The sequence below is a fragment of the Novosphingobium sp. genome, from assembly GCF_031417815.1.
In the GTDB taxonomy this organism is placed as follows: Bacteria; Pseudomonadota; Alphaproteobacteria; order Sphingomonadales; family Sphingomonadaceae; genus Novosphingobium.
This window is the reverse complement of the sequence record NZ_JANOWI010000001.1, coordinates 157642-183504: the sequence shown is the minus strand read 5'-3', so window position 1 is coordinate 183504 and position 25863 is coordinate 157642. Positions and strand designations below refer to the sequence as shown.

Annotated in this window: 30 protein-coding genes, 1 tRNA gene and 1 pseudogene; 15 read left to right on the top strand and 17 right to left on the bottom strand. The window is 64.8% G+C overall.

The annotated features are described in order from the left end of the window. Positions 1 to 82 precede the first annotated feature (82 nt). Together RMN99_RS00960 and RMN99_RS00955 are read right to left on the bottom strand one after the other, a co-directional pair. On the bottom strand, positions 83 to 976 hold the full coding sequence (locus RMN99_RS00960; protein ID WP_309621411.1) for a cation diffusion facilitator family transporter: 894 nt from the start codon (positions 974 to 976) through the stop codon (positions 83 to 85). A 37-nt stretch (positions 977 to 1013) separates the two neighbouring features. Beyond that, positions 1014 to 1988 carry a magnesium and cobalt transport protein CorA gene (locus RMN99_RS00955; RefSeq protein WP_309621410.1) on the bottom strand — a complete coding sequence of 325 codons (975 nt, stop codon included), beginning with the start codon at positions 1986 to 1988 and terminating at the stop codon, positions 1014 to 1016. Between the two features lie 116 nt (positions 1989 to 2104). On the opposite strand from RMN99_RS00955, the gene RMN99_RS00950 reads away from it, so the two are divergent. The 3 genes from RMN99_RS00950 (at position 2105) to RMN99_RS00940 (ending at position 5041) form a co-directional block, all read left to right on the top strand. Next, positions 2105 to 3589 carry a flavin-containing monooxygenase gene (locus RMN99_RS00950; protein ID WP_405029582.1) on the top strand — a complete coding sequence of 495 codons (1485 nt, stop codon included), beginning with the start codon at positions 2105 to 2107 and terminating at the stop codon, positions 3587 to 3589. A 22-nt stretch (positions 3590 to 3611) separates the two neighbouring features. Further along, positions 3612 to 4370, top strand: coding sequence for a molybdopterin-binding protein (locus RMN99_RS00945; RefSeq protein WP_309621408.1), 759 nt, complete (start codon positions 3612 to 3614; stop codon positions 4368 to 4370). Positions 4371 to 4483: 113 nt separating this feature from the next. Further along, a complete protein-coding gene (locus RMN99_RS00940) occupies positions 4484 to 5041 on the top strand; it encodes a hypothetical protein (RefSeq protein ID WP_309621407.1) in 558 nt (185 codons plus the stop codon). Here the strand turns inward: RMN99_RS00940 and RMN99_RS00935 are convergent. The 12 genes from RMN99_RS00935 to RMN99_RS00880 form a co-directional block, all read right to left on the bottom strand. After that, positions 5031 to 5648 (bottom strand): hypothetical protein, encoded by a 618-nt coding sequence (locus RMN99_RS00935; RefSeq protein ID WP_309621406.1) that lies wholly within the window; start codon positions 5646 to 5648, stop codon positions 5031 to 5033. The genes RMN99_RS00940 and RMN99_RS00935 overlap by 11 nt on opposite strands. Positions 5649 to 5729: 81 nt before the next feature. Continuing rightward, positions 5730 to 6431, bottom strand: coding sequence for a 50S ribosomal protein L1 (gene rplA / locus RMN99_RS00930; protein ID WP_309621405.1), 702 nt, complete (start codon positions 6429 to 6431; stop codon positions 5730 to 5732). Positions 6432 to 6435: 4 nt separating this feature from the next. After that, positions 6436 to 6867 (bottom strand): 50S ribosomal protein L11, encoded by a 432-nt coding sequence (rplK, locus tag RMN99_RS00925; protein WP_309621404.1) that lies wholly within the window; start codon positions 6865 to 6867, stop codon positions 6436 to 6438. Positions 6868 to 7041: 174 nt separating this feature from the next. Next, on the bottom strand, positions 7042 to 8088 hold the full coding sequence (locus RMN99_RS00920; RefSeq protein ID WP_309621403.1) for an acyltransferase: 1047 nt from the start codon (positions 8086 to 8088) through the stop codon (positions 7042 to 7044). Between the two features lie 11 nt (positions 8089 to 8099). Beyond that, complete coding sequence (locus RMN99_RS00915; RefSeq protein WP_309621402.1) at positions 8100 to 9071, bottom strand: acyltransferase; 972 nt, start codon at positions 9069 to 9071, stop codon at positions 8100 to 8102. A 216-nt stretch (positions 9072 to 9287) separates the two neighbouring features. Then, positions 9288 to 9824 (bottom strand): transcription termination/antitermination protein NusG, encoded by a 537-nt coding sequence (gene nusG, locus RMN99_RS00910; RefSeq protein ID WP_309621401.1) that lies wholly within the window; start codon positions 9822 to 9824, stop codon positions 9288 to 9290. Positions 9825 to 9856: 32 nt separating this feature from the next. Then, positions 9857 to 10051, bottom strand: a complete 195-nt coding sequence (gene secE, locus RMN99_RS00905; protein ID WP_309621400.1) for a preprotein translocase subunit SecE — start codon at positions 10049 to 10051, stop codon at positions 9857 to 9859. 127 nt (positions 10052 to 10178) lie between these two features. Continuing rightward, positions 10179 to 10532, bottom strand: coding sequence for a hypothetical protein (locus tag RMN99_RS00900; protein ID WP_309621399.1), 354 nt, complete (start codon positions 10530 to 10532; stop codon positions 10179 to 10181). Between the two features lie 39 nt (positions 10533 to 10571). After that, positions 10572 to 10907 (bottom strand): XRE family transcriptional regulator, encoded by a 336-nt coding sequence (locus RMN99_RS00895; RefSeq protein WP_309621398.1) that lies wholly within the window; start codon positions 10905 to 10907, stop codon positions 10572 to 10574. Continuing rightward, positions 10888 to 11283, bottom strand: coding sequence for a type II toxin-antitoxin system RelE/ParE family toxin (locus tag RMN99_RS00890; protein ID WP_309621397.1), 396 nt, complete (start codon positions 11281 to 11283; stop codon positions 10888 to 10890). Before RMN99_RS00890 ends, RMN99_RS00895 begins: the two co-directional genes overlap by 20 nt. A gap of 44 nt (positions 11284 to 11327) precedes the next feature. Then, complete coding sequence (locus RMN99_RS00885) at positions 11328 to 12842, bottom strand: hypothetical protein (RefSeq protein WP_309621396.1); 1515 nt, start codon at positions 12840 to 12842, stop codon at positions 11328 to 11330. A 24-nt stretch (positions 12843 to 12866) separates the two neighbouring features. Further along, a tRNA-Trp gene (locus RMN99_RS00880) sits at positions 12867 to 12942 on the bottom strand. 11 nt (positions 12943 to 12953) lie between these two features. Between RMN99_RS00880 and aat the strand changes: the two are divergent. Beyond that, positions 12954 to 13556 (top strand): annotated as a pseudogene (gene aat, locus RMN99_RS00875) (leucyl/phenylalanyl-tRNA--protein transferase); the annotation flags it as partial. Between the two features lie 44 nt (positions 13557 to 13600). On the opposite strand, the gene RMN99_RS00870 reads toward aat, so the two are convergent. Both RMN99_RS00870 and RMN99_RS00865 read right to left on the bottom strand, forming a co-directional pair. Further along, entirely contained in the window at positions 13601 to 14233 is a 633-nt protein-coding gene (locus RMN99_RS00870; protein WP_309621395.1) for a DUF2155 domain-containing protein, read from the bottom strand. A gap of 4 nt (positions 14234 to 14237) precedes the next feature. Beyond that, a complete protein-coding gene (locus RMN99_RS00865; RefSeq protein WP_309621394.1) occupies positions 14238 to 14663 on the bottom strand; it encodes an NADH:ubiquinone oxidoreductase subunit NDUFA12 in 426 nt (141 codons plus the stop codon). Positions 14664 to 14728: 65 nt separating this feature from the next. Between RMN99_RS00865 and RMN99_RS00860 the strand changes: the two genes are divergently transcribed. From RMN99_RS00860 to RMN99_RS00825, 8 genes are all read left to right on the top strand, one after another. After that, on the top strand, positions 14729 to 15262 hold the full coding sequence (locus RMN99_RS00860) for a GNAT family N-acetyltransferase (RefSeq protein ID WP_309621393.1): 534 nt from the start codon (positions 14729 to 14731) through the stop codon (positions 15260 to 15262). Between the two features lie 10 nt (positions 15263 to 15272). Beyond that, positions 15273 to 16181 carry a prephenate dehydratase gene (locus tag RMN99_RS00855; RefSeq protein ID WP_309621392.1) on the top strand — a complete coding sequence of 303 codons (909 nt, stop codon included), beginning with the start codon at positions 15273 to 15275 and terminating at the stop codon, positions 16179 to 16181. A 78-nt stretch (positions 16182 to 16259) separates the two neighbouring features. Next, positions 16260 to 17033, top strand: a complete 774-nt coding sequence (locus tag RMN99_RS00850) for a hypothetical protein (RefSeq protein ID WP_309621391.1) — start codon at positions 16260 to 16262, stop codon at positions 17031 to 17033. Beyond that, positions 17030 to 18355 carry a DUF4350 domain-containing protein gene (locus RMN99_RS00845; protein WP_309621390.1) on the top strand — a complete coding sequence of 442 codons (1326 nt, stop codon included), beginning with the start codon at positions 17030 to 17032 and terminating at the stop codon, positions 18353 to 18355. The genes RMN99_RS00850 and RMN99_RS00845 overlap by 4 nt, the downstream gene beginning before the upstream one ends. A gap of 11 nt (positions 18356 to 18366) precedes the next feature. Next, positions 18367 to 19323 carry an AAA family ATPase gene (locus tag RMN99_RS00840; protein ID WP_409035220.1) on the top strand — a complete coding sequence of 319 codons (957 nt, stop codon included), beginning with the start codon at positions 18367 to 18369 and terminating at the stop codon, positions 19321 to 19323. A 175-nt stretch (positions 19324 to 19498) separates the two neighbouring features. After that, positions 19499 to 20827, top strand: a complete 1329-nt coding sequence (locus RMN99_RS00835) for a DUF58 domain-containing protein (RefSeq protein ID WP_309621388.1) — start codon at positions 19499 to 19501, stop codon at positions 20825 to 20827. Beyond that, positions 20824 to 21867: a stage II sporulation protein M gene (locus RMN99_RS00830; RefSeq protein ID WP_309621387.1), complete on the top strand. Its 1044-nt coding sequence runs from the start codon at positions 20824 to 20826 to the stop codon at positions 21865 to 21867. Before RMN99_RS00835 ends, RMN99_RS00830 begins: the two co-directional genes overlap by 4 nt. Beyond that, on the top strand, positions 21864 to 22766 hold the full coding sequence (locus tag RMN99_RS00825; RefSeq protein WP_309621386.1) for an RDD family protein: 903 nt from the start codon (positions 21864 to 21866) through the stop codon (positions 22764 to 22766). Before RMN99_RS00830 ends, RMN99_RS00825 begins: the two co-directional genes overlap by 4 nt. Before the next feature lie 54 nt (positions 22767 to 22820). On the opposite strand, the gene RMN99_RS00820 is transcribed toward RMN99_RS00825, so the two are convergent. After that, positions 22821 to 23264, bottom strand: a complete 444-nt coding sequence (locus RMN99_RS00820) for a hypothetical protein (RefSeq protein WP_309621385.1) — start codon at positions 23262 to 23264, stop codon at positions 22821 to 22823. Positions 23265 to 23449: 185 nt separating this feature from the next. On the opposite strand from RMN99_RS00820, the gene RMN99_RS00815 reads away from it, so the two are divergent. Genes RMN99_RS00815 through RMN99_RS00805 form a run of 3 tightly spaced genes read left to right on the top strand, consistent with a single transcriptional unit; the run spans position 23450 to position 25814 of the window. After that, positions 23450 to 23944, top strand: a complete 495-nt coding sequence (locus RMN99_RS00815; protein WP_409035218.1) for a GNAT family N-acetyltransferase — start codon at positions 23450 to 23452, stop codon at positions 23942 to 23944. Beyond that, the gene (locus RMN99_RS00810; protein WP_309621383.1) at positions 23941 to 24465 is read left to right on the top strand and encodes a GNAT family N-acetyltransferase; all 525 of its coding nucleotides are present in this window, start codon (positions 23941 to 23943) and stop codon (positions 24463 to 24465) included. The genes RMN99_RS00815 and RMN99_RS00810 overlap by 4 nt, the downstream gene beginning before the upstream one ends. A gap of 47 nt (positions 24466 to 24512) precedes the next feature. Continuing rightward, positions 24513 to 25814 (top strand): EAL domain-containing protein, encoded by a 1302-nt coding sequence (locus RMN99_RS00805; protein ID WP_309621382.1) that lies wholly within the window; start codon positions 24513 to 24515, stop codon positions 25812 to 25814. Positions 25815 to 25863 lie beyond the last annotated feature (49 nt).

The window sequence follows — 25863 nt, the reverse complement described above, 5'->3', positions numbered from 1 at the left end:
CTCACGATTGTGACAGCGCTATGACAGTCGCCCCGGGGATTCGCCATGGCGCCGCGCAACAGCAAGCGCGCTGTCCACAGATTCAGCCCTGCAGCGCCGGATCCATCGGACGGACATAGACCCTGGCGATGACCGGAAACTGCTCTGCCACCGCAGCTTCGATATCGCGCACGGTCTGTTCCACATCGCGCGCGGTGATGGTGTCGACAAAATCGGCGCCGATAATCGCCACGACCATATCGGGGGCCTGGTGCACTGTCAGCACCTGCAAGACCGATACCACTCCGGCATGACCCGCCGCGCAAAGCCGGATCGCCTCGATCAGCGCCGGATCAGCGCTTTCGCCGATCAGCAGCCCTTTGGCCTCGGTCAGAAGCATCAGCGCGATTGCGCCCAGCACCAGCCCGATCAGCATCGATGCCGCCCCATCCCACACCGGATTGCCGGTGAAGTGGCCCAACGCAAGCCCCGCAGCGGCAATAGCCAGGCCAGCCAAGGCCCCGGCATTTTCCAGCAGCACGATCAAAGTCGGCGCATCCTTGGTATCCTTCAGCGCCCGAAACAGTGATTTATCGCCGCGCGTCAGATTGAACTGTTTCAACGCCTCCCAGGTTGACCAGCCCTCCAGCGCGCCGGCCACGCCCAGCACCGCAAAGGCGATGGCCAGGTCGCTGGCCGGCTCGGGGTGCAGCATGTGCAGGACCCCCTCATAAACCGAAATCCCTGCGCCCAGCGTAAAGACCAGCATCGCCACCACGAACGACCAGAAATAGAGCTCGCGTCCATAGCCCAAGGGGTGGACCGCATCGGCCTCTTTGCGGCTGCGTTGGGTGCCGTACAGCAGCAGCACGTGATTGGTCGAATCGACCAGGGAGTGCACCCCTTCGGTGACCATCGCCGATGATCCGGTGATCCCGGCGGCCACAAATTTGGCAATCGCAATGCCGACATTGGCCGCCAGCGCGGTCAAAATCACCCGATTTGATCCATGCCCGGCCATTGCGCTTTCCTTTTTAGAGCCAGCCGATGCGCTTGAAGCGCAGCAGCAGACCGCCGCAGATCACCCCAATGACGGTCATGATCAGCGGATAGCCCCATTTCTGGTGCAGTTCGGGCATGTAATCGAAGTTCATCCCGTAAATCCCCGCAATCGCGGTGGGTACGGCCAGAATCGCGGCCCAGGCCGTGATCTGCCGGGTCATGTCGCCCTGGCGGTGCTGTTCGAGCAGGCTCGCGGTTTCGACGATGCTGGCCAGGGTATCGCGCAGCCCGGTCATCCGCATAAGGCTGCGGCGGACATGGTCGAGCACATCGCGAAACCAGATCCGCGCCCCCGGATCGATCACCGGCAGGTCGGTCAGGGCAAGCCGCTCGCACACTTCCTCCATCGGCCCGATGATCCGGGTAAAGCGACGGAACTGGCGGCGCAGACGGAAGATGCGGCGGATCGTCGAGGGTTCGGGGAAACTGTCGATCGCGCGGTCTTCCATCTCCTGCACGCTGTCCTCGTACTTTTCGAGGATCGGCTGAAACCCGTCGACGATGAAATCTAGGATCGCATGGGCGACATAGTCGGGCCCTTCGGCCAGCCGGTCGCCATCGGCTTCGAGCCGGCGGCGCAGATCGCTGTGCGCGCGGGTCGATCCGATCCGCACCGTGACGATGAAATGCAGACCAAGAAAGATCGCAGTCTGGCCGTAGGCGATGTTTTCGCCGGTATCGATCGCGGCGGTGCGGGCGATAATGAACAGCTGCTGCCCATAGACTTCAAGTTTGGGCATCTGGTTGGGGTTGAGCGCATCTTCCACCGCCAGCGGATGCAGCGCGAACCGGGTGCGCACGCATTCCATCTCTTGCGCGGTCGGATCGGTCAGCCCGATCCATTCGAATTCGCCAGCTCCGGGCAATGTCTGCGCCGGACCGTCAATCGCCAAATCCTGTTCGGCGGCCTTTCCGCCGGCATAGCGGCGTGCTGTTACAATCGTCATGCGGCAAGGGTGTGGCAAAGTGGCTTGACGCTGGCAATCCCATGGCCATCATGTTAGGCGCACGGTTAAATACTGACACTAATGTCAATTGACGGGAGAACGCGGCGATGAATGCTATGGCGCCGATTGAACAGACACTCGACATGATCATTGTCGGCGCAGGAATTTCTGGGATCGGCATGGCCGTCCACCTGACCCGCGATTGCCCGGACAAGCGCTTTGCTATCCTCGATCGCCGGACACAGATTGGTGGCACCTGGGATCTGTTTCGCTATCCCGGGATCCGCAGTGACAGCGACATGCACACACTGGGCTTCAGTTTCGCGCCGTGGAAGCATGAAAAATCGATCGCCGATGGCCCCGCCATCCTCGACTATCTGAACGAGATTGCCGACGAACATAGCCTGCGCGAAAAGATGCGCTTTGGCCACAAGGTCATGTCAGCCGATTGGGACAGCAAGACCGCGCTGTGGACCGTGGTGACCCAGCTCGCTGACGGCAGCAGCCAGCGGTTGCAGGGCCGGTTCCTGTTCCTGGGTTCGGGCTATTACGATTACGATGATCCCTATGATGCGCAGTTCGCGGGCCGCGACAAATTCAAGGGACAAGTCGTGCACCCGCAGTTCTGGCCCAAGGATCTCGATTATCAGGGCAAGAAGGTAGTGGTGATCGGATCGGGCGCAACCGCAGTCACGATCCTGCCGGCCATGGCCCATTCGGGTGCGGGTCACGTCACCCAGTTGCAGCGTACCCCCACCTACATGGTCAGCCGCCCGGCGCGCGATGGTATTGCCAATGCCTTGCGCAAGGTGCTGCCCGAAAAGGCGGCTTATGCAATCACGCGTTTCAAAAACATCACCATGCAGGACATGATGTTCAAACGGGTCCGCAACCATCCTGAAAAGGCGCGCGACTTTATCTTGGGCGAAACCGCCAAGCATCTTGGCGACAGGTACACCGAAACCGATTTCGTGCCGCCCTACAACCCGTGGGAACAGCGGCTGTGTCTGGTGCCCGATGCCGATTTCTTCCGTGCGATCAGCGAAGGCAAGGCCGACGTGGTGACCGGCCAGATCGAAAGCTTCGATGCCAAAGGGATCAAGCTGAAATCGGGCAAGCACCTCGATGCCGATATCATCGTTACCGCAACCGGGCTGAGCCTGGCGGTGGCCGGCAAGATCGCTTTCGCAGTCGATGGCACGCCGGTCGATTTCGGCCACACCTTCAACTACCGCAACTGCATGTTCTCGAACGTGCCCAATCTGGCCGGGGTGTTTGGCTATATCAATGCCAGCTGGACTTTGCGGGTCGATATCGTCGGCGAATTTATCACCCGCCTGCTCAGGCAGATGGACGCCTTTGGCGCGGTGGCGGCTACCCCGGTGCTGCCCGCCGGGGCCGAGCCTGAAGCGGTCAACGCGTTCGAAGGATTCTCCTCAGGCTATCTCGAACGCGGCAAGGACCGCATGCCCAAGAATGCGCCCAGCCTGCCATGGCGGCTCAACCAGGATTACCGCAGCGACCGGCAGGACATGCGCCAGGCCCCGATCGACGACGGGGTGTTGCAGTTCACCCGGGCGCGCGAACTGGTCGAAGCCTGACAATTGTCCTAGGCTGCTTCGCATGACCGAAAACCGCATCTGGAAAGCCGCCCTCATCGTCATCGGGGACGAGATCCTTTCGGGCCGCACGCAGGACAAGAACATCGCGCAGGTCGCCAGCTGGCTGGGGGTGCAAGGCATCCGCCTGTCCGAAGTGCGCGTGGTGGCCGATGATACCGCTGCGATTGTCGCGGCGGTCAATGCCCTGCGCGAATGCAACGACTATCTGTTCACCACCGGCGGGATCGGCCCGACGCATGACGACATCACAGTTGACGCAGTGGCTGAGGCGCTCGGGGTTGAGGTGGTGATCCACCCCGAAGCCCGCGCGATCCTCGAGCGCTATTATGAGACGCGCGGCGGGCTCAACGATGCGCGACTGCGGATGGCACGGGTGCCCGATGGGGCCGAACTGATCCCCAACCGCATGTCGGGCGCGCCCGGTATCCAGGTCGGCAACGTGTTCCTGATGGCCGGCGTCCCTTCGATCACCGCGGGCATGCTCGATGCGCTGACTGGCGCGCTTGAAGGCGGGCTGCCGCTGCTCAGCGAAACCGTCGGCAGCTGGGTCGCCGAAAGCGAAGTAGCCGACCTGCTGCGCGAAACCGAACGCACCCACGAAGGCGTCGTGATCGGCAGCTACCCGTTCTTCCGCGAAGGCAAGGTCGGGGCCAATTTCGTGGTCCGTTCCACCGAACCGGCGCTGATCGAAGCCGCCTGCGAGGCTTTGGTTACCGGCCTGCGCGCTGCGGGGCGCGAAGCCGTGCCGGGCGGGGTTTGAGCGGCATTGCACCAAAGCGCCACTGGCATTGGCGGCCAAGCGCGGCTAATGGGCGCGCAACAGATCGTGCATTGCCCCGGCAGCGCAGTTTCAAAAGGTTCGGACTTCACTGCATGACGCTTGCCGCTGCATCGCTGTCGCTCGCTGGCTGCGCGCATAGGCCCTCCGACCCGGCTGCGGCCGCCTTCGAAGCGAACCTTGCCGGTCATGCCAGCGCCACCGCCGCGCTGCAGCAATGGTGCGATGCGCGCGGGATTGCGCCGGGGGAAACGATCGCGGTCGCGTTCGTGGCCGGGGCCGACGAAGCGCCACCGGCCGATCTTCGTGCAATACTGGGCGTCTCTGCCGACGAGCAGCTGGGTTATCGCCACGTCCGCCTGGTCTGCGGCACGGTGGTGCTGTCTGATGCGCACAACTGGTTCGTGCCCGCGCGTCTGACCGCCGAAATGAACCGCCAGCTGACCGATAGCCGGGTGCCGTTCGGGCGCGTCGCCGCCAGCCTCAATTTCACGCGGCAGCCGCTCGCTGCGGCACGGCGCGGCGATCCCGGCTGCCCGGCCGATGCCATTTCGACCCACAAGGCGCAATTGCTGCTGCCGGGCGGCAAGCCGATTGCCTATGTGGTGGAATGCTACACCGAAGCCAACCTTGCGCCCGCGCCTAGGGCTTGAAGCAATCGCCGGGCAACGCATCGACAATGGCCCGCGCCGCTTGATTCTGATTGGCCTGCGGTTCGATTGAACCGGCCAGACAGCCCCGCTCCAGGTCGACCACCTCCAGCACGCCGACCGAACGATCAGGCTGGGCACTATCGCGGACCACGTTGTTGCGCACAATCAGCGCGCGCGGCACGAAGGCCCCGCCCTGCATGGTCCCGCGCCATTCCACCGCATCGCCCAGCGCATTGAACCCGCCGCCGCCGCGCAGCCACAGCTTGATTTCACCGATGACCTTGCCGCCGCGCATCACATCGAGCGATTCGCGCGCATCGAAATAGTTGAGCTGCAACGTGTAACCGCCCAGCCCCTGGCAGCGCGAAGTGGACCAGTCTTCGCTGTTGCCGTCCGCGATCACCTTGCAGTGTCTGAACGATGTGTACTGCGACACCGGGCCGTCTGGCGCGGCGCTTGCGGGTGCTGGCGCAGCGGTTTCGGGACCAGCCGAGGCAACCGCGCCAACCGCCTCAGCAGTGCGTTCAGCGCTGGACCCAACCTGCGGGTCAGACGGTTTCGAGCAGGCGGCCAGCATGACCACGATCGCAAGCGGGGCAATGTTCATCGCACGCTTATGCCCCAAACGAAAAAGGCCGGGAAGCGCCTTGCTTCCCGGCCCTTTGTTCGCTTGCCAATGCGGGGTGCCTTACCCGCCGTGCACTTCGGCCAGATCGATCTTGAGACCCGGGCCCATCGACGAGGACATGCCGACCTTCTGGAGGTACTTGCCCTTGGCGCCAGCCGGCTTGGACTTGACCACAGCATCGACGAAAGCATCGAAATTGGCCTTCAGCGCTTCGTTCGAGAACGACAGTTTGCCAATCCCGCCGTGGATGATCCCGGCCTTTTCAACGCGGAATTCGATCTGGCCGCCCTTGGCAGCCTTGACCGCTTCGGCAACGTTCGGGGTAACCGTGCCCAGCTTGGGGTTCGGCATCAGGCCCTTGGGACCCAGCACCTTGCCGAGACGGCCAACCACACCCATCATGTCAGGGGTGGCGATGACGCGGCCATAATCGAGGTTGCCGGCCTGCATGTCTTCCAGCAGGTCTTCGGCGCCAACCTTGTCAGCGCCCGCAGCCAGCGCCTTTTCGGCGTTTTCACCGCGCGCGAAGACCGCAACCTTGACATCCTTGCCGGTGCCCGAGGGCAGCACGACCATGCCGCGGACCATCTGATCAGCATGGCGCGGATCGACGCCCAGGTTCAGCGAAACCTCAAGGCTTTCGTCGAACTTGGTGGTCTTGAGGTCTTTGAGCAGTTGAATTGCGGCTTCAACACCGTAAAGCGCCTGGTTTTCGCCGAGCTTTTCGGTCAGGCCTTTGGTCTTCTTGGTCAACTTTACCATGATCTTAGCCCTCCACCACGTCGAGACCCATCGAACGGGCCGAGCCCTCGATGATCTTGGTCGCCTGTTCGATCGAATTGGCCGAAAGATCGGCCATCTTCACCTGGGCGATTTCGGCCAGCTGCGAACGCGTGATCGTTCCGCCTGAAACCTTGCCGGGTTCCTTCGAGCCCGACTTGAGACCGGCGGCCTTCTTGATCAGGAACGAGGCCGGCGGGGTCTTGGTGACAAAGGTGAAGCTGCGATCGGCATAGACGGTGATGATCGTCGGGATCGGCATCGCGGTTTCAAGGTCCTGCGTCGCGGCATTGAATGCCTTGCAGAATTCCATGATGTTGACGCCGCGCTGACCCAGCGCCGGGCCGATCGGCGGCGACGGGGTCGCCTTGCCTGCAGGGACCTGCAGCTTGATATAGCCTTCAATTTTCTTGGCCACGATGGACCTCCTTTCTTCCTGTTGGTCCCGGCATTGTTCCAGCCGGAGACCGCAGAGTGAGCGGTCAAACAACGGGCATGAAAGCCCGCCTCCCGCGCGGAATCACCCCGGCATGCCGAAGCGAAGGCGCGCGACTAGGCGATGGGCCGCGCAAATGCAAGAAAAACGGAAGGGTCAGGCGGGGTGCGCGGCAGTCCGGGCCGATTGCCGCAGGGCCCACCACTGGCGGATCGCCTTGCGGCCGGGTTGTTCGATCAGCCGGAACGACAACTGCGACAGGCCAAGGGTCAGCCCGGCGGCCAGTGCCAGCAGGCCAATCCCGCGCGCTGCGGGGTCAAACAGATGCAGCAGGGCCAGAATTACCGGCATGTGGATCAGGTAGATCGCATAGGACCGGTCACCCAGCCAGACCATCGCCCGGCCATCCATGAAGGGCAGTCGCAGCGCCAGCAGCAGCGCCGCCGGCCAGGCTAGCAGGGTCAGCGGGAACAGCGCAGATGCGCCGCCCATATCAATCAGCAACCCGGCCGCCAGCACCAGCGCCAGCACCGGCCACCACGCCCGCGCCAGCATGGCGCGCGCATGCCACAGCGCGGTGCCCAGGAAGAAGCCCAGCAGACCTCGGGCAAAATCATCGCCCGACCATGGCCCGCCCGGCTGCCCGTTAAGCGCCAGATAGATCAGGCCCCAGCTGATCGCCGCCGCCGCGGCAAGCCCCAGCGCGCGGGGCCCCCCCGCCGCCATCCGAGCGAACACCGCATAGCAGAACAGCTCGACTGAGATCGACCAGGTTGGCTCGTTGAAAGCCGCCGCGAACGGCTGGTACCAGGCCTGGACCAGCAGCAGATGGGCCACGAAGGCGCCGGGGGTATTGGCCGGATTGGCCGAACCGATCAGCGCCATGGCCAGCAGCAACACAAGGTGCAGCGGCCACAGCCGCGCGATGCGTGCGACCGCGAAATCGGCCATCCCGCCCGGGCGGGTAAGGCTTCCTGCGGTCAGATAGACATGCGCGAAGATATAGCCCGACAGCACGAAGAACAGATCGACCAGCGTCCAGCCCCAGTGCCGCAGCCAGCCGAGCGGTGCCAGCCACGCCTCGCCCGGCAGGCCGCCGGGGGCAAGGTGATTGGTCCCATGATAGCCGAACGCCACCCCGCAGGCCGCCAGCCCGCGCAGCCCGTCAAGCCGGGCGAGGCGGGCGACCGCAGGGCTTTGCATGGCGTCCGCCATCACGCGGCCAGCGGCGCAGAGGGCAACCGCGCGCGGCGCCGCTGCCAGGCGTTGAAGCGGCGCAGCGCGAGCATGAACGCCAGCCCCGCAGCCAGCGATCCCGCGATCTGCGGCAGCCAGCCTAGCTGGTAATCCTTCATCGGCAGCAGCACCGCAGCGTGGACCGCATAGAGCGGGAACGACATTTCGCCGATCAAAGCCAGCGCCTTCGATCCCTTGCCGTGCTGCAGCCCGCCTGCGATCAGCAATGGACACAGCAGCACCACGAACAGCAACGCGGCCCACCACGGGCTCGCCGCGAGCAGCGTGGTGGCCAGCAGCCAGACCGGCATCGCCCCCCAGGTGACCATGGCCGGAACCTTGAACGGCGGCATATCGCGCCACAGCCGGTACAGCAGCACGCCGATGCCATAGGGCAGCAGCACTCGCACCGGACCAGCCGCCAGCAATTCATAAAGGCTGCGCGTATCGCTCTGCCCTTGCGCGGTGAACCAGGCCAGCAGCGGCAGCAGCGCCGCCACCAGCCCTGCCAGTGCAGCCCTGCCCAGCCGGTGCAGCCCCAGCGCGTGGACCAGATTGGCAAACAGTTCGAGCAGGATCGACCAGGCCGGCGGGTTGAGCATGTAGATCTGCCCCAGCGCCGGGGTGGGGATCAGCAGCAGATTGAGCAGGATGATCCACCAGGCATTGTCGCCCGCGTGCCAGATCGTCCATGGCATGCACAGCAGGCTGGCAAAGAAGATCACCGGATAGAGCCGGCGCACCCGCTCGCGCATGAAATTTGCGGCCCCTTCGGGCACCGCCATCCGCGCTTCATAAGTGCGCGCCATCACATAGCCGCTCAGCATGAAGAAGAAATCGACCGCGAGGTAACCCTTGCTGCCGGGCACGACAAACACGTGGTGCAGCAGCACCGCCACGGCGGCAATCCCGCGCAGTCCGTCCAGTCCTGTCAGCCGGCCCCTGTCCATCGGGCCGGGTTTAGCCAATCATGGCTAATGTTTGGTGAAGCTGGTGTTGTTCTGGTGCGCTGATCGCCTCCGCGATCAGCTTAGCCTGGCCGACCCACTCCCCCGGCCCGGCCACCCGTTTAAGGTACCCTGCGGGTGGTCGGGCCGGGGGAGTGGGCCGGCCAGGCCAGGAAAAGCCGAACGGCTTTTCCGCACCGGCGTCAGCCGGACAAAGCGTTACTTGACCAGTTCGACCTGTTCGAAGTCCAGCTCCACCGGGGTGGCGCGGCCGAAGATCGAGACCGAGACCTTGACCCGGCTCTTGTCGAAATCGAGCTCTTCGACCAGGCCGGTGAAGGTGTTGAACGGGCCGTCGAGCACTTTGACCGAATCGCCGATCTCGTAATCGACGTGGATATGCTTCTTGGGTTCGGCCGCAGCGGCTTCGCGCGCGCCGAAATAGCGCGCGGCCTCACGGTCGGTGATCGGTTGCGGCTTGCCGCCCAGCCCCAGGAAGCCGGTAACCTTGGGGGTGTTCTTGATCAGGTGATAGACGTCGTCGCTCATGCCCAGCTTGGCCAGCACATAGCCCGGCATGGTCTTGCGTTCGACCTGGACCTTCTTGCCGCGCTTTACCTCGGTGACGGTTTCGTGCGGCACTTCCACCGCTTCGACCAGCGCGTCCAGCCCCAGCCGCTGCGCTTCGGAAAGGATTGCCTCCTTCACCTTGTTTTCAAAGCCGGAATAGGCGTGGATGATGTACCAGCGGGCCATGTTTATCCCTAAAATCCAGATTGGGCCGGCGCTCAGGCCAGCGCGAGGAGCGATTTGACGACCCAGCCGAACAGCGAGTCGATACCGAGGAAGAATATCGCGAGCATCACCATGAAGATGCCCACGAAGATCGCGATGCTGGTGGTTTCCTTGCGCGTCGGCCAGACCACCTTTTTCGCTTCGGTCTGGACCTGGCGCATGAATTCGCCGGGATTGAACTTAGCCATGGGCCGCTATGCCTCGCACGTGTGAAACCAGAAACTGACGTCTCTTCCGCCTAGGCCTCATCGCCGCCCCGGCCGCGCTGGCCGGGAGGGGCGATGTGTACTCCTATGTCGGAAGTCATCGCCGCACTTAGCTATGGTGCAACCGAAATGCAAGATGGTGCGCGCGGGGCCGGTGCGGCACGGGATCGGCCGGACCGGAGCGGCTGCAAGCGGCCCAGGTTGACACAGTTGACACATCGTCCACTTCGCGCGCGGGCGGATAGGGCAGGCGCAGCGGGGCTTGCTGGTCCATGTACCAGAACCAGTCGGCGTGGGTGGCGGGCTCGTAGACATAGGTATCGACCGGCTTGCGCGGGAAGTGGTTGAGCCGGTGGAACGGATCGCGGAAATAATCACCGCCTTCGCGAATCGTCATCATGTCGATGCCGGGCAGCGCGAAGTTGCGGTTCGGGGTCAGGATGACAATTTCAACAATCCCCAAACTCGCCCCCAACCATAACTCCACCCGCAACGTTGCCTATCACGCCGCCCGCTTCGGATCGGCAATCTCGCCCACGCCGGTCAGTGTGAAGGCGGCGGTTCCGGGGAGTTCGACCCGAAGTTCGAGCTTGCCGCCGGCGGCTTCGACGTAGCGGCGCAGGGTCGAGAGGTAGAGGTCGGTCTGGCGTTCGATCTTGACAACCGAGGGCTGCTTGATCCCAAGGCTCTTGGCGATCTGTTCCTGACTGCGCGCGGTCAGCTTGCGCAGGGCCTTGAGCCCTTCGACCTCGGCGTTGAGTTCGCCCGCGCGGGCCTTGATCCGGGCCTGGCGCTCCTTGGGCAGGCTGTCCATCAAGTCATCGTGGGTCAGCGGCATCGTTTTTTCCTTTCACCATTTCGAGGTGTGCGGCAAACCGGGCATCGGCCCGGCCGATCAGGCTCTTGAAGAACCGCTTTTGCGCGGTCCCGCTTTTGTCGCCTGCGACCAGCATGATCGCGCGACGTTCGGGATCGAACGCAAACGCCACCCGCCACACTCCGTCATCGGCCCTGAATCGCAATTCCTTCATGTTGGCATGGTTCGATCCCGCCAGCGTATCTGCGTGGGGCCGGCCCAGCCTCGGTCCGTGCAGGCTCAACAATTCGGCCATGGCCAGCAGCTCGTCCTGCACGGCATCGGACAGAGCCGCAAATTCAGGCAGGAACGCATCGTGGTAGAGGATCGCCCAGACTATTGGGGAAATATATCTCAAAGGCTATAGTTTGTCAATAGCCCGTAGGCTATATCTACGCCCCCCTACTTCACCGGCTCCGCATCGAGCGGCGCGACCCTATGCGCCAAAATCCAGTGTCGCCCGCGTTTTACTTCGGCGAAGCCGTAGGGCAGGCGCACCGGGTCTTGCTGGCCCATGTACCAGAACCAGTCGGCGTGGGTGGCGGGCTCGTAGGCATAGGTATCGATCTGCCGCTTCGGGAAATGGTTGAGCCGGTGGAACGGATCGCGGAAGTAATCGCCGCCCTCCTTGATGGTCATCATGTGGATGCCGGGCAGCGCGAAATTGCAGTTGATCAGCGCATCGAGCCGCACCACTGCATAGCCGCAGATGTGTTCCTGGCTGTTGTAGCCCCAATCGCGCCGTTCGGTGACCTGATAGCTGGCGATCCGGCTGCCGCGCGGCAGTTCATCGAGCGCGCGCAGCATCTCGGTCGTTTCGAGACTATCGCGGCGCCAGTCCATCACCGTGTAGCCAAGGCGCACCAGGAACAGGCTGCAGGCCAGCAGCGTAACCCAGCGCGGCGCTTTCCACGCCAGCGTCAGGCAGCCGACCATCAGCCCGGCTGAGATCATCCGCGCATCGACCAGATCGCCGCCGAAGATATGCCGCGGCATGACCAGCGAGGCACCGATCATCATCAGCGTCGCCCAGCCCAGCCGCCAGTCCCAGCGCTTGAAGTAGATCGCTGCACCCAGCAGCGCGACCACGAACAGCGCGCTGGCATAGTCAAACCACTGCACCGTGCCGCGCATCGCCTGCTTCCAGATCGCCCATTTGTAGAATTCGGGGCGCGGGCCATAGCTGGGCGGCTTGCCCACGCTGCCGCCCGCCAGCAACGCCAGCAGCGGGAAGAACAGCGGCCACGGCGCCAGGAACGCACGCCAGCTCTTGTCCTTGTGCCATTCATAGCCGAACACCATCAGCCCCAGGATCCCCCAGCCCGAAACGTGCGCCAGCCAGACCAGCAGCCCGATGGGGATGAACAGCGGTGCGCGCCAGGCCTTGCCATCGAGCCGCACCCACAGCGCAAAGCCGAACAGCGCGCCGGCCTGCGACAGCCCGAAATTGAGGAAGCCGAGGAACATCGAAGGCGACCAGATCAGCGCGAAGGCCAGCATCGAGGCAAAGGTGATCCGCTGCCGCAGCGCCCATTCTGCCGCCAGAATGCCCAGCCCGGTCAGCAGCGGCAGCACCGCGGCGATATACCACCCGGCGTCTTCCAGCGGCATGCGTTTGCTGAGCGGCTGGATCACCAGATCGGCGCCAAGGTTGCCCATCCAGTGCCAGTTGAAGCCGTAATACTGCTGCAGGAACGGACTGTCGGCGCGGGTCAGCATGATGTGGAAACGCGCCAGATGCGCCGGATAATCGACCATCTGGGGATAGGGCGAGGAGAAGAACGGCGCGCAGGCCAGCACCGAAAGCATCACGCCCAGCACCAGAAAGCCCCACCGCCCCGGTTCCGCCTGCAGCCAGCGCAACGGCGGGAAACCGTGCGTTGCAGCCGAAACGGAGGTTGGGTCAGCCGATGTCATTGCGTCCAATGAAATGGAAAAGACTGGCAGGAGTGGAGGGACTCGAACCCACGGCCCTCGGTTTTGGAGACCGATGCTCTACCAACTGAGCTACACTCCTGCAGGCAGCGCGTGCCAATAAGGCGAAGACTGCCGGATGACAAGCGATTGAACCGGGTGCATAGAATAAACACTGTGCATGCACCAGCCACATCGCCGCCGCTTGATCCGGACCTGTTGCTGCTGGCCTATCGCAGCGGCGTGTTCCCGATGGCTGATGGCCGTGACGATGGCGAGGTGTTCTGGGTTGAACCGCGCAAGCGGGCAATCTTGCCGCTGGACCAGTTCCATTGTTCGCACTCGCTGGCCAAAGCGCTGCGCCGCGGCACTTACTCTGTAACCTGCAACCAGGCCTTCGAACGCGTCATCACCGAATGCGCCGGGCCGCGCGCCGACGCGCAAGGGACCTGGATCAGCCACCGGATCGAGGCGACCTATGGCCTGCTGCACAGCCTCGGCCATGCCCATTCGGTCGAATGCTGGCGCGATGGCGCGCTGGTTGGCGGGCTTTACGGGGTCGGGTTTGACCGGGTGTTCTGCGGCGAATCGATGTTCAGCCGGGCCGACAATGCATCCAAAGTGGCGCTGGCCTGGCTGGTTGCGGCCTTGCGCCGTGGCGGGTGCCGCCTGCTCGATTGCCAGTTCATCACCGGCCACCTTGCTTCATTGGGTGCGGTGGAAATCAGCCAGGCTGACTATCTGGACCAGCTGCGTGCAGCTCAGAGACCGACCGAGGGTGACGGCGCGGCTGAAGGCTTGGGCGATGGTTTGGGCGACGGTTTGGCGCTGGGCAATGCGGCCGGGCTGGCGCTGCCCGCCGGCTTTGCCGCGCTGCTGGCCGATGCGGCCGGCGCAGGGGCGTCTTCCTCGCCCGGGAATTTCATCGCGCAGTCCTTCACCCAGACATCGTAGACCGGGTGTTCAACCACGTTGAGCGACGGCGAATTCTTGAACAGCCAGCCCGAAAAGACCTTGCGCCAGACCAGCGGCTGATCCGCGCGTTCGCGCTCCTCAACGAAAACCTGAACGAACGCGCCTACTTCGGGCGGGCTTTCCCACGGCAGCGAGCGTTCGCAAGTGGCAACCTTGACCACCACATTACCAAAGCGCTTGGCCTCACCCGATTTGATCACCATGTCCTGCGTCAGGTTGTTGCGCTTGTTGAGCAGGCCGATCGTGGCGACGCGGTCTTTCACCGGGGTGCCGTATTCGTTTTCCACCACCGCCGCAGTGGCATTGACGGCGACATCGGTGGGCACATCGGTGGCGACGGCTTCAGCCGCATCGTCACCGCGCTTGCACGCGCCGAGCGAGGCCAGCAGCACCAGCGCCAGAGCGGCCTTGCGGTTCATCGGATCAGGCGTCCGGCGACGCCGAACGACTGTCGCCCTCCGGCGACCAGGATTCGTAATCGCCGCTGCCGCCGCCCGCTTTGGAGCGCGCCGGGCGATAGGCGGCGTTCGTGCCGGTGGCATTGGGCGCATAGTCGGTTTCCCAGATCCGCGGGGCCGGCAGGTTCGATTCGGGCAGCGAATCGAACGCGCCGTGCAGCCAGCCGTGCCATTCGGCCGGCACCCGGCTGGCATCGTTGGCGCCGTTGTAAATCACCCAGCGGCGTTCCTGCCCGGCGCGCGGGTGGCCCTTGGGGAACGGCTTGCGTGCCCGGAAGTAGCAGTTGCCCTGCGCGTCCTTGCCCACCTCATCGCCTGAGAGCGACGAATTGAACAGCGTGCCGATGGTTGCGCCATCCCACCAGGTGAAGATCTTGCCGAAAAGTCCCATGGCCCACGCGCCTAGCGGAAATGGGGGCTAGGCGGCAAGCGGATTGGTAGCCAAAGATGCAGCTCATGACGCTCAGCCACCGCCTGGCCGCCGAAGCCGACTTGCCCGCGCTCGACGTGCTGATGGCGCGCGCCATTGCCGAGTTGCAGCATGGCCTGCTGTCGCGCGAGCAGATCGCGGTCAGCCACAAGACCATGGGGCTGGACCGGCAGCTGGTGGCCGACCGCACCTATTTCATCGCGTTGGACAATGGCGAGGTCGCCGGCTGTGGCGGTTGGTCATGGCGGGCGACGCTGTTCGGCGGGGATGACAGCATCGTCGCGCGCGATCCGCGCCGCCTTGATCCGGCAAGCGAGGCGGCAAAAGTCCGCGCGATGTACACCGATCCGGCGCATGCCCGCAAAGGTGTGGGGGCCTATGTGCTGGCGCTGTGCGAAGATGCAGCGCGCGAGGCCGGGTTCGCCCGGGTGGAGCTGATGGCCACGCTTTCGGGCGCGCGGCTTTATCGCAAGGCCGGTTATGTGGTGGCCGAAGAACTGCACAGCGCCGCGGTCGATGGCGTAACCGTGCCGTTGCTGCGCATGGAAAAGGCGCTATAGGCGCGCTGGAATGAACAGCTTCCCCGCCCCCGCGCTCGCCCGTGTCGAGGAATTGACCGCCAGGGCCGCGCTCGATCCGGCGCGCGCCGTGGCATTCCAGGGCGCACCGGGCTGCAACGGCCACCGCGCCGCGCTGGAATATGCGCCCGATTGTCTGGTGCTGCCGTGCTTCAGTTTCGAGGACGCGCTCGAAGCCGTGAAGGACGGGCGCGCCGGCCACGCGATCATCCCGATCGAGAATTCGCAGCACGGCCGGGTGGCGGACATTCACTTCCTGCTGCCCGAAAGCGGGCTCCACATTGTTGGCGAACACTTTATGGCGATCCATCACGCGTTGATGGCGTTGCCAAATCCTGATGGGAGCGACGGCCCGTTCAGCGCCGCCTATTCGCACCCGCAGGCGCTGGGCCAGTCGCGCTTCTTCCTGCGGACCCGGGGCATCGTGCCAATGGCCTATGCCGACACCGCGGGCGCAGCGGCCCATGTCGCCGAAATGGGCGATCCCGCCGCCTGCGCCATCGCCCCTGCCATTGCAGCCGAGCTTTACGGGCTCAAGATCATCGCTGAAAATGTCGAGGACGCGGCTGACAACATGACGCGCTTTGTGGTGCTGGCGAAGGATCCGCTCGATCCGGCCGGGCTTGGCGAAGGACCGGCGATGACCACCTTCGTGTTCGAGGTGAAGAACATCCCCGCCGCGCTGTACAAGGCGATGGGCGGGTTTGCCACCAACGGCGTCAACATGACCAAGCTGGAAAGCTACCAGAAGGGCGCCAGCTTTGCCGCCACCACCTTTTACGCCGATATCCTTGGCGCGCCGGGCGATGCGGCGGTTGACCGGGCGCTTGAAGAACTGGCGTTCCATTGCAAACAATTGCGCCTGCTGGGCACTTACCGGCAGGAACGCCCGCGCGGCTGATCGCTTTTCGATCCATTTTCTGACGGTTTTTCCTCGCGATACTTGCGGGCCGCAGCGGCGCATGCCACCACCGGCCAGGTGAGCGCGCCGCAGCCAGCGATACGGGGGGCACAAGCCGCACAAGATGCCGCCGCGGCATGGCAAGACGTGCGCGCCGATCCCACGATCCAGTTCGGCCCGCTGCCGGTGGAATTGCCCAGCCAGACCCCGCTGCCACAGGCCAGCCCGCCGGTGGTCCAGCCGACCCTGCCCGCCGGCACTCCGGGTCAGCCAGGCGTGCTTCCGTCCGGCACGCCAAGCCCGCCATCCGAACCCGGCCCACTGGCCGAGGCAGTGCGCGATCTGTTTGAGCCGATCGGCAAGGCGCTGGGGATCGCCTGGCCGGTAATGCAGTGGGTGCTGATCGCAATCGGCGCGGCCATTGTGCTCTATGGGCTTTACCGCGTGATCCGCCCGTGGCTTGAACGCAGCAACACCGCCCGCGCAGCGACCGAGGCCGAAGCCGCCGCCTGGACCCCCGAACGCGCCGAGGCCGAGGCTTTGCTCGACGAAGCCGATGTGCTGGCCGCTGCAGGCAAATATGCCGAGGCGGCGCATCTCTTGCTCAAGCGCTCGGTCGATCACATCGCCGCAGCGCGGCCCGATTGGGTGCTGCCCGCCAGCACCACTCGCGAAATCGCAGGTATCGAGGGCCTGCCCCCTGCCGCCCGCACCGCGTTCGGTCTGATCGCCCAGCGGGTCGAGCGCAGCCTGTTCGCGCTGCGCCGACTGGACGAGGGCGACTGGCGGGCGGCCCGCGCCGCCTATGCCGATTTCGCGCTCGAACCCTTGCCGCAGGGGCCACCGCGATGAGCGCGCGCACAGCCAGCCCGTTTGGCAAGCGCGGCGGCGCGGTGCTGGCCTTGGCCGGGATCGTCCTGTTTGTGTTCACGCTGTGGGCGGCGGGCAACCAGATGGACCAGCCCCAGCAAGGCGGCGCCCCGGCCCTGCGCACCGGCGGGCGCGGCTTCGATGGCTATGCCGCCTTCGCGCAGTTCCTTGGCAAGCGCGGCTACACGGTCGATCCACTGCAAAGCGAAGCCATGGCGGGGCAGCCCGGCCTGCTGGTTCTCACCCCGCCGCATGGTGCCAATCTGCAGCAGATGGAGCGCGTGATCGCGCTGCACCGCGCCAACGGCCCGGTCTTGGTGATCCTGCCCAAATGGAAGTCCAGCGGTGTGGTACAGCGCGTGCCGGACGGCAAGTACAAGGGCACGGTCGTCGAACAGCTTGATGCCGCGGTGCCGCGCTGGCTGGGCTGGCACGATGAACTGGCGATCGATCTCTATCCGCTGGCCAGCAAATCGAGCAAGGGACGCTGGGCGGGGTTGGGCGCGGCGGGCAACCTGCCTGGAATCGAGGCGGTCCAGTCCGCGCAGGGCGACGGTCTGGTCCCGCTGGTCACCGACACCGAAACCGACCGCGTGCTGGCCGGCTATCTTGACGATGGCGACTATCCGGCGCTGCGCGACGCAGCGGACTATGACGAACCCGAATCCAAGCCATACCAACGGACCAATCGCTTTCCGCTGGTGCTGGTGTTCGAACCCGATCTGCTCAACAACTGGGGCTTCGCCAAAATCGAAAGCGGGCGGCTGGCCGAAAACATGGTGCGGCTGACTGCCGGGCGCGGTGAGCGGCGAATCATCATGGACCAGATGATCGAAGGCGCGGTGGCCCAGCCGCCGCGCAAGGGGCCAAGCCTGATCAAGCAGGCCTTCACCCCGCCGTTTCTGGCCGCAACGATCTGCCTGATCCTGACCGCACTGGTGCTGTTCTGGCGCGCGCTGCACCGGTTCGGTCCGCCGCTGCTGGCGGCCCGTTCGATCGCGTTTGGCAAACGCGCGCTGATCGCCAATGCTGCCGGGCTGATCCAGCGGGCGCGGCGGCTGCATCTGCTCGGCGCGCCTTATGCCGATGCCGCGCGCGAACGGCTGGCGCGCAAGCTGGCACTGTCGGCGCGGCTCGATCCCGCTGGAACCGAAACCGCAATCGATCGCGCCCTGCTGGTTCGAGCCCCCGGCAGCGAACCCTTTTCCATCATTGCCGCGCGGCTGCGCGCGGCGCGCCGTCCGGCCGATCTGGTATCCGCCGCGCGGCAACTCCACGCGCTTGAAAGGACCTTGATGCGATGAGCGAACCCGCGATGACATTGGCCGAAGTCAGCCACCTGGCCGCGCGGATCCGCGGCGAGGTGGCCAAGGCCGTGGTCGGCCAAACGGGCATCGTCGATGCCCTGCTGGTCGCGCTGCTGGCACAGGGCCACGTGCTGCTGGAAGGGCCGCCGGGCACCGCCAAGACGTTTCTGGCGCAGACCTTCGCGGCCACGCTGGGGCTCCAGTTCGGGCGCATCCAGTTCACCCCCGATCTGATGCCCGGCGATATTCTGGGTTCGAACCTGTTCAACTTCCAGACCAGCAAGTTCACGCTGACGCGCGGGCCGATTTTCTGCGAACTGCTGCTGGCGGATGAAATCAACCGCACCCCGCCCAAAACCCAGGCCGCGCTGTTGTATGCGATGCAGGAACGGCGCGTCACGCTGGACGGGACGGCGCATCCGCTGGCGGACAATTTCCTGGTGGTGGCAACGCAGAACCCGATCGAGAACCAGGGGGTCTATCCGCTGCCCGAAGCACAGCTCGACCGCTTCCTGTTCAAGCTGCTGGTGCCCTATCCCAGTGCGGCGGAAGAAGCAAAGATCATCGCCACATTTGGCCAGCGGGTCGGCCCGCAAAAGCCGGCCGACCTTGGCGTGGGCCAGGTCACCGATGGCAAGACGCTTGCTGCGGCGGCCGCCGCAGTCAAGACCATCACCCTGGCCGAAAGCGTGATCGATTACATCGTCCGGCTGCTGCGCGCGACCCGCGAAAGCCCCGATCTGGCCGCCGGAGCTTCCCCGCGCGCCGGCGTGCTGCTGGCCAACGCTGCCCGCGCCCGCGCCGCGCTCGATGCGCGCGATTATGTCCTGCCCGATGATGTGAAAGCGCTGGCCGTGCCGGTACTGCGCCACCGCCTGCTGCTTTCCCCCGCGGCCGAGATCGAAGGCAAGCAGGTGGAAATGCTGGTCGGCGAACTGGTCGAAGCGACCGAGGCGCCGCGGTGAAAGCAAAGGACTTCAGATCCTCTCCATTTTCGCGGCAGCGCAAATGGGCAGGTGGCAGTCGCGCAGCGACTGACGGAGGGGTAATGGCGCAAGGACAGAGACCCCTCCGTCATTTGCTGGCGCAAATGCCACCTCCCCATTTGTGGCATTCGCCAAAAATGGAGAGGATCTGTCCATGAACATCCGCACCGCCTTGGTGCCAACCGGCCGGGCCGCGCTACTGATGGCGGCGGCGGCACCGCTGGCGCTGCTGATTGCGGTGCTGATGCCGGCCCGCTGGGCCATGGCGCCGCTGCTGGGCACCGCAGTGCTGGTGCTGATCGTGATCGATGCGCTGCTGGCGGGATCGCTCAGGTCGGTCAGCCTCGATCTGGCCGAGGACATGGAAGTGGGTGCCCCAAAGCCGGTGCGGATTGTCGCGCGGTTTTCACGCGGGCTGCAACGCGCGGTGGAATGCGCGCTGGCCAGCGAAGCGCGGCTGTTCCCCGCCGGACGCGCGCTGGGCACGCTGGGCCCTGCCGACGCAGCGACCTGGACCGGCGAAATTGCGCTGACCCCGCAGCGCCGCGGCATGGGCGAGATCGAGCAGGTCTGGCTGCGCTGGACCGGCCCGATGGGCCTTGGCGCGCGCCAGGCCAGCCGCGTGATGGAACGTCCGGTACGGGTCTGGCCCAATCTCGCTCCGGTCCGCTCGCCCGCGCTGCAAGCCTTCCTGCGCAATGCCGAAGTGGGCCTGATCGCGCGGCGCATCCGCGGCGAAGGCACGATGTTCGAGGCCTTGGCCGAATTCCAGCCGGGGATGGACAAGCGCCGGATCGACTGGAAATCGAGCGCCCGCCACGCGCACCTTTATGCCAAGGAATACGAGGCCGAACGCAACAACCAGATCGTCTTCGCGTTCGATTGCGGTCAGGCGATGTGCGAGCCGGTGGACGGGCAGGCGCGGATTGACCGCGCGGTGACCGCAGGCCTCACCACCGCCTATGCCGCGCTCAAAAGCGGTGACAAGGTGGCGCTGTTCGGCTTTGCCGCGCAGCCGATGCTGTTCACCCCCTTTGCCAGCGACGCCCGCCAGTTTCACCGCCTGCAGGTGGCGGCGGCCGGGCTCGACTATCAGCCGCAGGAGCCCAATTTTACGCTCGCACTCGCCACGCTTGCGGGCCAGCTCAAGCGGCGCTCGATGGTGGTGGTCTTTTCCGATTTCACCGATCCGACCAGCGCGCAGCTGATGATCGAATCGATCGGGCGACTGACCGCGCGGCATCTGGTGCTGTTCGTGACGATGAATGATGAGGAACTGGTCGGTATCGCCGCCGAAGATCCGGTCGCTGTGGGCCAGCTCGCCATGGCGGTCAGCGCCGATGGCCTGCTGCGCCAGCGCGCGCTGGTGCTGGTCACGCTGCGACAAATGGGGGTGCAAGTGATCGAGGCACCTTACGCTGAAATCGGCACCCGGCTGCTCGATCGCTATCTGCAGATCAAACGGCGCGGGGCAATTGGATGAACCAGCCGGCCAACCTGGGCGGCGGCGCCGCGATTGCCGCCGCGGCGCTGCGTTCGGACCGCTTCAGGATCGAACGGGAGGCTGATTGGCAACGGCTTGAGGAAACCCTGGACCAGATGGAGAAAGGCCGCATCCGGCGCCTGTCCGACGAAGATCTGCTCGATCTGCCGGTGCTTTACCGCACGGTTGCCTCGAGCCTGTCGGTGGCGCGCGAAACCTCGCTCGATGCCGCGACGCTGGCTTATCTGGAGAGTCTGGTCCAGCGCGCCTGGTTCCTCGTCTATGGCCCGCGCACCAGCCTTGGCGGATGGCTGGGGCGCTTCTTCGGCGGCGAATGGAGCCGCAACGTCCGCGCGCTGCGGGGCGAAATTCTGGTCGCTTTCGCGCTGATGGCGGCGGGCACGCTGGTCGGCTGGCTGCTCTGCGCGGCGGACAACCAGTGGTACTATTCGCTGGTCCCCGGCCAGTTCCTTGATGCGCGCCAGCCCGGGGCCAGCCGCGAAGTACTGCTCGGCACGCTGTTCGGCAATCACCAGCAGCAACAGCTGTCGACCTTTGCCGCCTTCCTGTTCAACAACAATTCGGGGGTGGCGATCACCTGCTTTGCGCTGGGCTTTGCCTTTGGCGTGCCGCCGATGCTGCTGCTGATCCAGAACACCACGACGCTGGGCGCGATGCTGTGGCTGTATCACGGGCAGGGGCTGACGCTCGATATGGTCGGGTGGCTTTCGGTCCACGGCACCACCGAGTTGTTCGCGATCCTGCTGGCGGGCGCGGCGGGGCTGCACATTGGCCGGTCGATGGCGTTCCCCGGCGAGCTGACGGTGCTTGATGCGGCAGCGCGGGCCGGGCAGCGCGCATCGGTGGTGATGGCAGGCGTGCTGATCATGCTCGCGGTGGCGGGCCTGCTCGAAGGCTTTGCCCGCCAGCTGATCGATAATACCCCGGCGCGGCTGGCAGTGGGATACGGCATGCTGGCCTTCTGGCTCGGCTATTTCTTCCTGCTGCGGCGCGTGCCCCCCTCGAGCGAGGCAGCATGAGCGCTGCCACCCAAAGCTGGCGGGTGCGCAGCCGCACCATGATCACCCCCGAAGGGATCGCGCTGCCGGTGCGTCTGGCCAGCCGCGGTGCGCGCTTTGGTGCGCTGGTGATCGACCTGTTGATCATGGTCGCGGGCTATATCGGTCTTAACCTGCTGCTCGGGGTGGTTGCCGCGCTGTCTGGCGCGCTCGACAAGAAAGCGCTGAGCGATCCCGGCCCGCTGCTGCAACTGCTCACCGTCACCGCGATGATGCTCTTCTTCCTGTTCCGGCACGGCTATTTCCTGCTGTTCGAGCTGGGTCCGCGCGGGGCAACCCCGGGCAAGCGCATCAACCGTATCCGTGTGGCCGCGCGCGATGGTGGGCGGTTGACTACCGAGATGGTGCTGGCCCGCAACCTGCTGCGCGATATCGAACTGTTCCTGCCGCTGGCCGCGCTGTTTAGCCTGCCGGGCGGACAGGCGGCGGACTGGGCGCTGTTCGCCTGGCTGATGCTGTTCGCGGCGCTGCCGCTGTTCAACCGCGACCGGCTGCGCGCGGGCGATCTGGTGGCGGGCACCTGGGTGGTAGAGATGCCGCGCCGCCGGCTCGAAGCCGTGCTCTCCACCGGGCAGACCGCCGCCACCGGTACCAGCCAGACCACCGGGGTCAGCTACCGGTTTTCCGACGCCGAACTTGCGCTTTATGGCGAGTACGAATTGCAGACGCTCGAACGCGTGCTGCGCGAAGGCCGCCACGCTGCGATGGTTTCGGTCCACGAAGCGATCTGCCGCAAGATCGGCTGGAACCCCGGCGCGGGCGATGAACGCGCGTTCCTCGAAGCCTATTACACCCAGTTGCGCGGCCGGCTGGAAGGCGGCATGCGAATGGGGCGGCGCAAAGCCAGCAAGCATTCCTGAAATCCGGCGGGACGAACCAAGCCAAGTTCATCCCGCCGAAATTGCCATGTCAGGTTACTTGAAGTTCATCACCTGCCACAAGGTCGATCCGATCACATGGCGATACTTGGCACGATCGGCCGATGCGGCTTCCATCTGGTTATCGGTCTGCTTGAAGAAATCGCGCATCGCGGCACCGCGCTTTTCGCCCTCGGCGCCAGTGGGCAGCGAAGGCATCCGCACCACCAGGATCAGGTCGGGCTCGCCCGGGCGCGGGTTGACGTTGCCCAGCACTTCATAACCAGTGATCCAGCCCTGCTTCTTGGCGAATTCCTGCCGTTTGCGCCAGGTATCGGCCAGGAAGCTGGCATAGTCGCCGAAATGCCCGTCATCAATCGTGACCTGACTGACTTCGACATAGTCACCGCCGGTCATCGGGTTGTTCTGGGCACCCAGCGGGTTGACCAACGCAATCGCAAGCGGAGCAGCCAGAATGGCCGCGTAACGGAACATTTTCATATGTTACCCTCCTGATGGGCAGGCCAGCGCAACCATTTGCGCGAAGCGTGCCGCAAGCTCGGAGTCGGACGACCCCAATAAGGCCGGCACCAAGGCGGAAAAAGCTATGCCAGTTGGCGAGGCGAGTCAAATCAAGGTTAACGGCTTGAAGTCCAGGCTGGATCGTGGCCACCGCAGGGTTGCAAATGGGCCGCAAAACATCGCAGATGCGCGGCATGGGCGAATACACCATCCGCGATGACGATTTGACCGGCCCCGGGATCGCCGCGCTGCTGCGGCTGCATCTCGATGAAATGCACAGCTGGTCGCCGCCCCAAAGCGTTCACGCCATGCCGATTGAGCGGCTGCGCCAGGCCGATGTCACATTCTACGCCGCCTGGGACGGCGACCAGCTGGTCGCTTGCGGGGCGATCAAGCACCTGGACGATACCCACGGCGAGCTGAAATCAATGCGCGCCGATCCGGCCTGGCGCGGGCGCGGTGCGGGCAAGGCGGTGCTGCACCACCTGCTGCAGGTGGCGCGGGATCGCGGCTATGCCCGGGTCAGTCTTGAAACCGGCAAGCCCGACATGTTTCTGCCCGCGCGGCGGCTGTATGAAAGCCACGGCTTTGTGCCCTGTCCGGCGTTTGGCGATTACGTTGAAGATGATTTCAGCATGTGTATGACATTGCAACTATGACCGAAACGATCCTGCGCGCCGCCACCCCCGCCGACATTCCCGCGCTGTCCGCGCTCGCTATCGATGCCTTCAAGGCCAAGTTCGCGGCGCTCTATAGCGCGGAAGATCTGGCCACCTTCCTTGCCGAAGCGCTGGAGCAGGGACCGGTCGCGGCTGAAATGGCCAATCCCGCCCGCGTTTACCAGCTGGCCGAAGTGGACGGGCGGCTGATGGGTTTTGCCAAGATCGGCCTCACTTGCGGCTTTCCCGATCATGCCCGCGGCCACAAGGCGATGGAGCTGAAACAGCTCTACACCGCCGCCGACGCCACCGGCATGGGCATCGGCGGGGCGCTGATGGATTGGGCGATGGCCCAGTTTGCAGCGCGCGGGGCCGACGAGGCGCAGATCTCGGTCTATTCCGAAAACCTTGGCGCGCACCGCTTCTACGAACGCTACGGCTTCGAAAAGGTGGCCGACATCACCTTCAAGGTCGGCGAACAGCTTGATCCCGAATTCCTGTTTGCGAAGCTGCTTGGCTAAGGCGGCTTTAACACGATCTTAGCGGGCTGCTGCCAAACGTTCTCGCTATGGGAACGCCTCTATCTGATCCGCTGCACCGCTTCCTTCATGCCGATCCGGCACTTTCCGGGGACGATGCCTTGTCTCCGATCGACCGGATCCTTGATGCCGTGCGCGCGCATCTGGGGATGGAAATCGCCTTTGCCTCGAAAATTTATGACGGCGTGCGCGAATTCACGCATATCCGCGCGGATTGCCCGGTGCCGGTTGCCCCGGGGGTTGCCGAACCGCTTGAGCAGACCTTGTGCCAGGCCGTGCTCGATGGCCGCTTGCCGGCGCTGATGCACGATGCCCAGCAGCACGACGCTGCGCTGTCGATGCCGATCACGCTGGCGCTGCCGGTCGGATCGCATCTCAACGTCCCGCTGCTGCTGAGCGACGGCCAGGTCTATGGCACCTTCTGCTGCGTCAGCAGAACACCCGATCGCACCCTGACCGAGCGCGACATGGCCACGTTGCGCGCCTTTGCGCAACTCGCCGCGCAGCAGATCGAAAGCGAGCTGACTTCGGCACGCAGCCAGACCGCGATCACCGAACGGATTGCGGCCGTGCTTTCGGCTGACGCCCTGACCATCCTGCACCAGCCGATCCACAATCTGCGCAGCGGCACGCCGGTTGGCGTGGAATGTCTTGCCCGGTTTGCTGATGCTGGCGAACGCGGGCCGGATCGCTGGTTTGCCGAAGCGGCGACTGTGGGTCTGGGCGAAGAACTGGAATTGCTGGCCGTGCGCGCCGCCTTGCGCACTGTCCCGCATGTTCCGCCCGGCTGTTATGTTGCTATCAATGTCTCGCCCGAAACCGTGATCGCCGGAGCCCTGCGCGGGCTTATCAGCGGCGGCAAGCCAGAGCGTCTTGTGATCGAAGTGACCGAGCATAGCGCGGTTACCAACTACGCCGCGCTGATTGCCGAATTGCAGCCGCTGCGCGCGCACGCGCAAATCGCGATTGACGACGTTGGTTCGGGCTATGCCGGGTTGCGGCATATCGTCGATCTGCGGCCCGACATCCTCAAGCTTGATATGAGCCTGACCCGCCAGATCGATACCGATCCCGCGCGCCGCGCGCTGGCCCATGCGCTGGTCAGTTTCGCGCGTGAAATCGGCTGCAAACTGGTGGCCGAAGGCGTGGAGACCGAAGCCGAACGCGCCGCGCTCGCGCAGTTGGAAGTGGCACTGGCGCAAGGCTATCTGTTCAGCCGCCCGATGCCGGTTGTCGCCGCCCAGCAATTGCTGCTGGGCCAACAGGAACCGGCTCCGCTGGTGCAGCTTCCACTGGCTGCCCCGGCACCGCTGCTCGCCCGCCGCGCCTGAAGCGGCCGCCTGCACGTTTAGACCATTTGCTCAGCAGCGCCGCTGTCCC

Coding starts and splice junctions, on each gene's coding strand:
- secE (WP_309621400.1), bottom strand. CDS start 10,051: ATGGCTAAGTTCAATCCCGGCGAATTCATGCGCCAGGTCCAGACCGAA.
- RMN99_RS00870 (WP_309621395.1), bottom strand. CDS start 14,233: ATGAACCGCAAGGCCGCTCTGGCGCTGGTGCTGCTGGCCTCGCTCGGC.
- RMN99_RS00895 (WP_309621398.1), bottom strand. CDS start 10,907: ATGCCGCTGACCCACGATGACTTGATGGACAGCCTGCCCAAGGAGCGC.
- RMN99_RS00810 (WP_309621383.1), top strand. CDS start 23,941: ATGACCGAAACGATCCTGCGCGCCGCCACCCCCGCCGACATTCCCGCG.
- RMN99_RS00915 (WP_309621402.1), bottom strand. CDS start 9,071: ATGGACAGGGGCCGGCTGACAGGACTGGACGGACTGCGCGGGATTGCC.
- RMN99_RS00920 (WP_309621403.1), bottom strand. CDS start 8,088: ATGCAAAGCCCTGCGGTCGCCCGCCTCGCCCGGCTTGACGGGCTGCGC.
- RMN99_RS00820 (WP_309621385.1), bottom strand. CDS start 23,264: ATGAAAATGTTCCGTTACGCGGCCATTCTGGCTGCTCCGCTTGCGATT.
- RMN99_RS00885 (WP_309621396.1), bottom strand. CDS start 12,842: ATGACATCGGCTGACCCAACCTCCGTTTCGGCTGCAACGCACGGTTTC.
- RMN99_RS00860 (WP_309621393.1), top strand. CDS start 14,729: ATGACGCTCAGCCACCGCCTGGCCGCCGAAGCCGACTTGCCCGCGCTC.
- rplA (WP_309621405.1), bottom strand. CDS start 6,431: ATGGTAAAGTTGACCAAGAAGACCAAAGGCCTGACCGAAAAGCTCGGC.
- RMN99_RS00940 (WP_309621407.1), top strand. CDS start 4,484: ATGACGCTTGCCGCTGCATCGCTGTCGCTCGCTGGCTGCGCGCATAGG.
- RMN99_RS00935 (WP_309621406.1), bottom strand. CDS start 5,648: ATGAACATTGCCCCGCTTGCGATCGTGGTCATGCTGGCCGCCTGCTCG.
- RMN99_RS00830 (WP_309621387.1), top strand. CDS start 20,824: ATGAACCAGCCGGCCAACCTGGGCGGCGGCGCCGCGATTGCCGCCGCG.
- nusG (WP_309621401.1), bottom strand. CDS start 9,824: ATGGCCCGCTGGTACATCATCCACGCCTATTCCGGCTTTGAAAACAAG.
- RMN99_RS00805 (WP_309621382.1), top strand. CDS start 24,513: ATGGGAACGCCTCTATCTGATCCGCTGCACCGCTTCCTTCATGCCGAT.
- RMN99_RS00855 (WP_309621392.1), top strand. CDS start 15,273: ATGAACAGCTTCCCCGCCCCCGCGCTCGCCCGTGTCGAGGAATTGACC.
- RMN99_RS00955 (WP_309621410.1), bottom strand. CDS start 1,988: ATGACGATTGTAACAGCACGCCGCTATGCCGGCGGAAAGGCCGCCGAA.
- RMN99_RS00835 (WP_309621388.1), top strand. CDS start 19,499: ATGAACATCCGCACCGCCTTGGTGCCAACCGGCCGGGCCGCGCTACTG.
- RMN99_RS00845 (WP_309621390.1), top strand. CDS start 17,030: ATGAGCGCGCGCACAGCCAGCCCGTTTGGCAAGCGCGGCGGCGCGGTG.
- RMN99_RS00945 (WP_309621408.1), top strand. CDS start 3,612: ATGACCGAAAACCGCATCTGGAAAGCCGCCCTCATCGTCATCGGGGAC.
- RMN99_RS00840 (WP_409035220.1), top strand. CDS start 18,367: ATGACATTGGCCGAAGTCAGCCACCTGGCCGCGCGGATCCGCGGCGAG.
- RMN99_RS00865 (WP_309621394.1), bottom strand. CDS start 14,663: ATGGGACTTTTCGGCAAGATCTTCACCTGGTGGGATGGCGCAACCATC.
- RMN99_RS00815 (WP_409035218.1), top strand. CDS start 23,450: ATGGGCCGCAAAACATCGCAGATGCGCGGCATGGGCGAATACACCATC.
- RMN99_RS00950 (WP_405029582.1), top strand. CDS start 2,105: ATGGCGCCGATTGAACAGACACTCGACATGATCATTGTCGGCGCAGGA.
- RMN99_RS00825 (WP_309621386.1), top strand. CDS start 21,864: ATGAGCGCTGCCACCCAAAGCTGGCGGGTGCGCAGCCGCACCATGATC.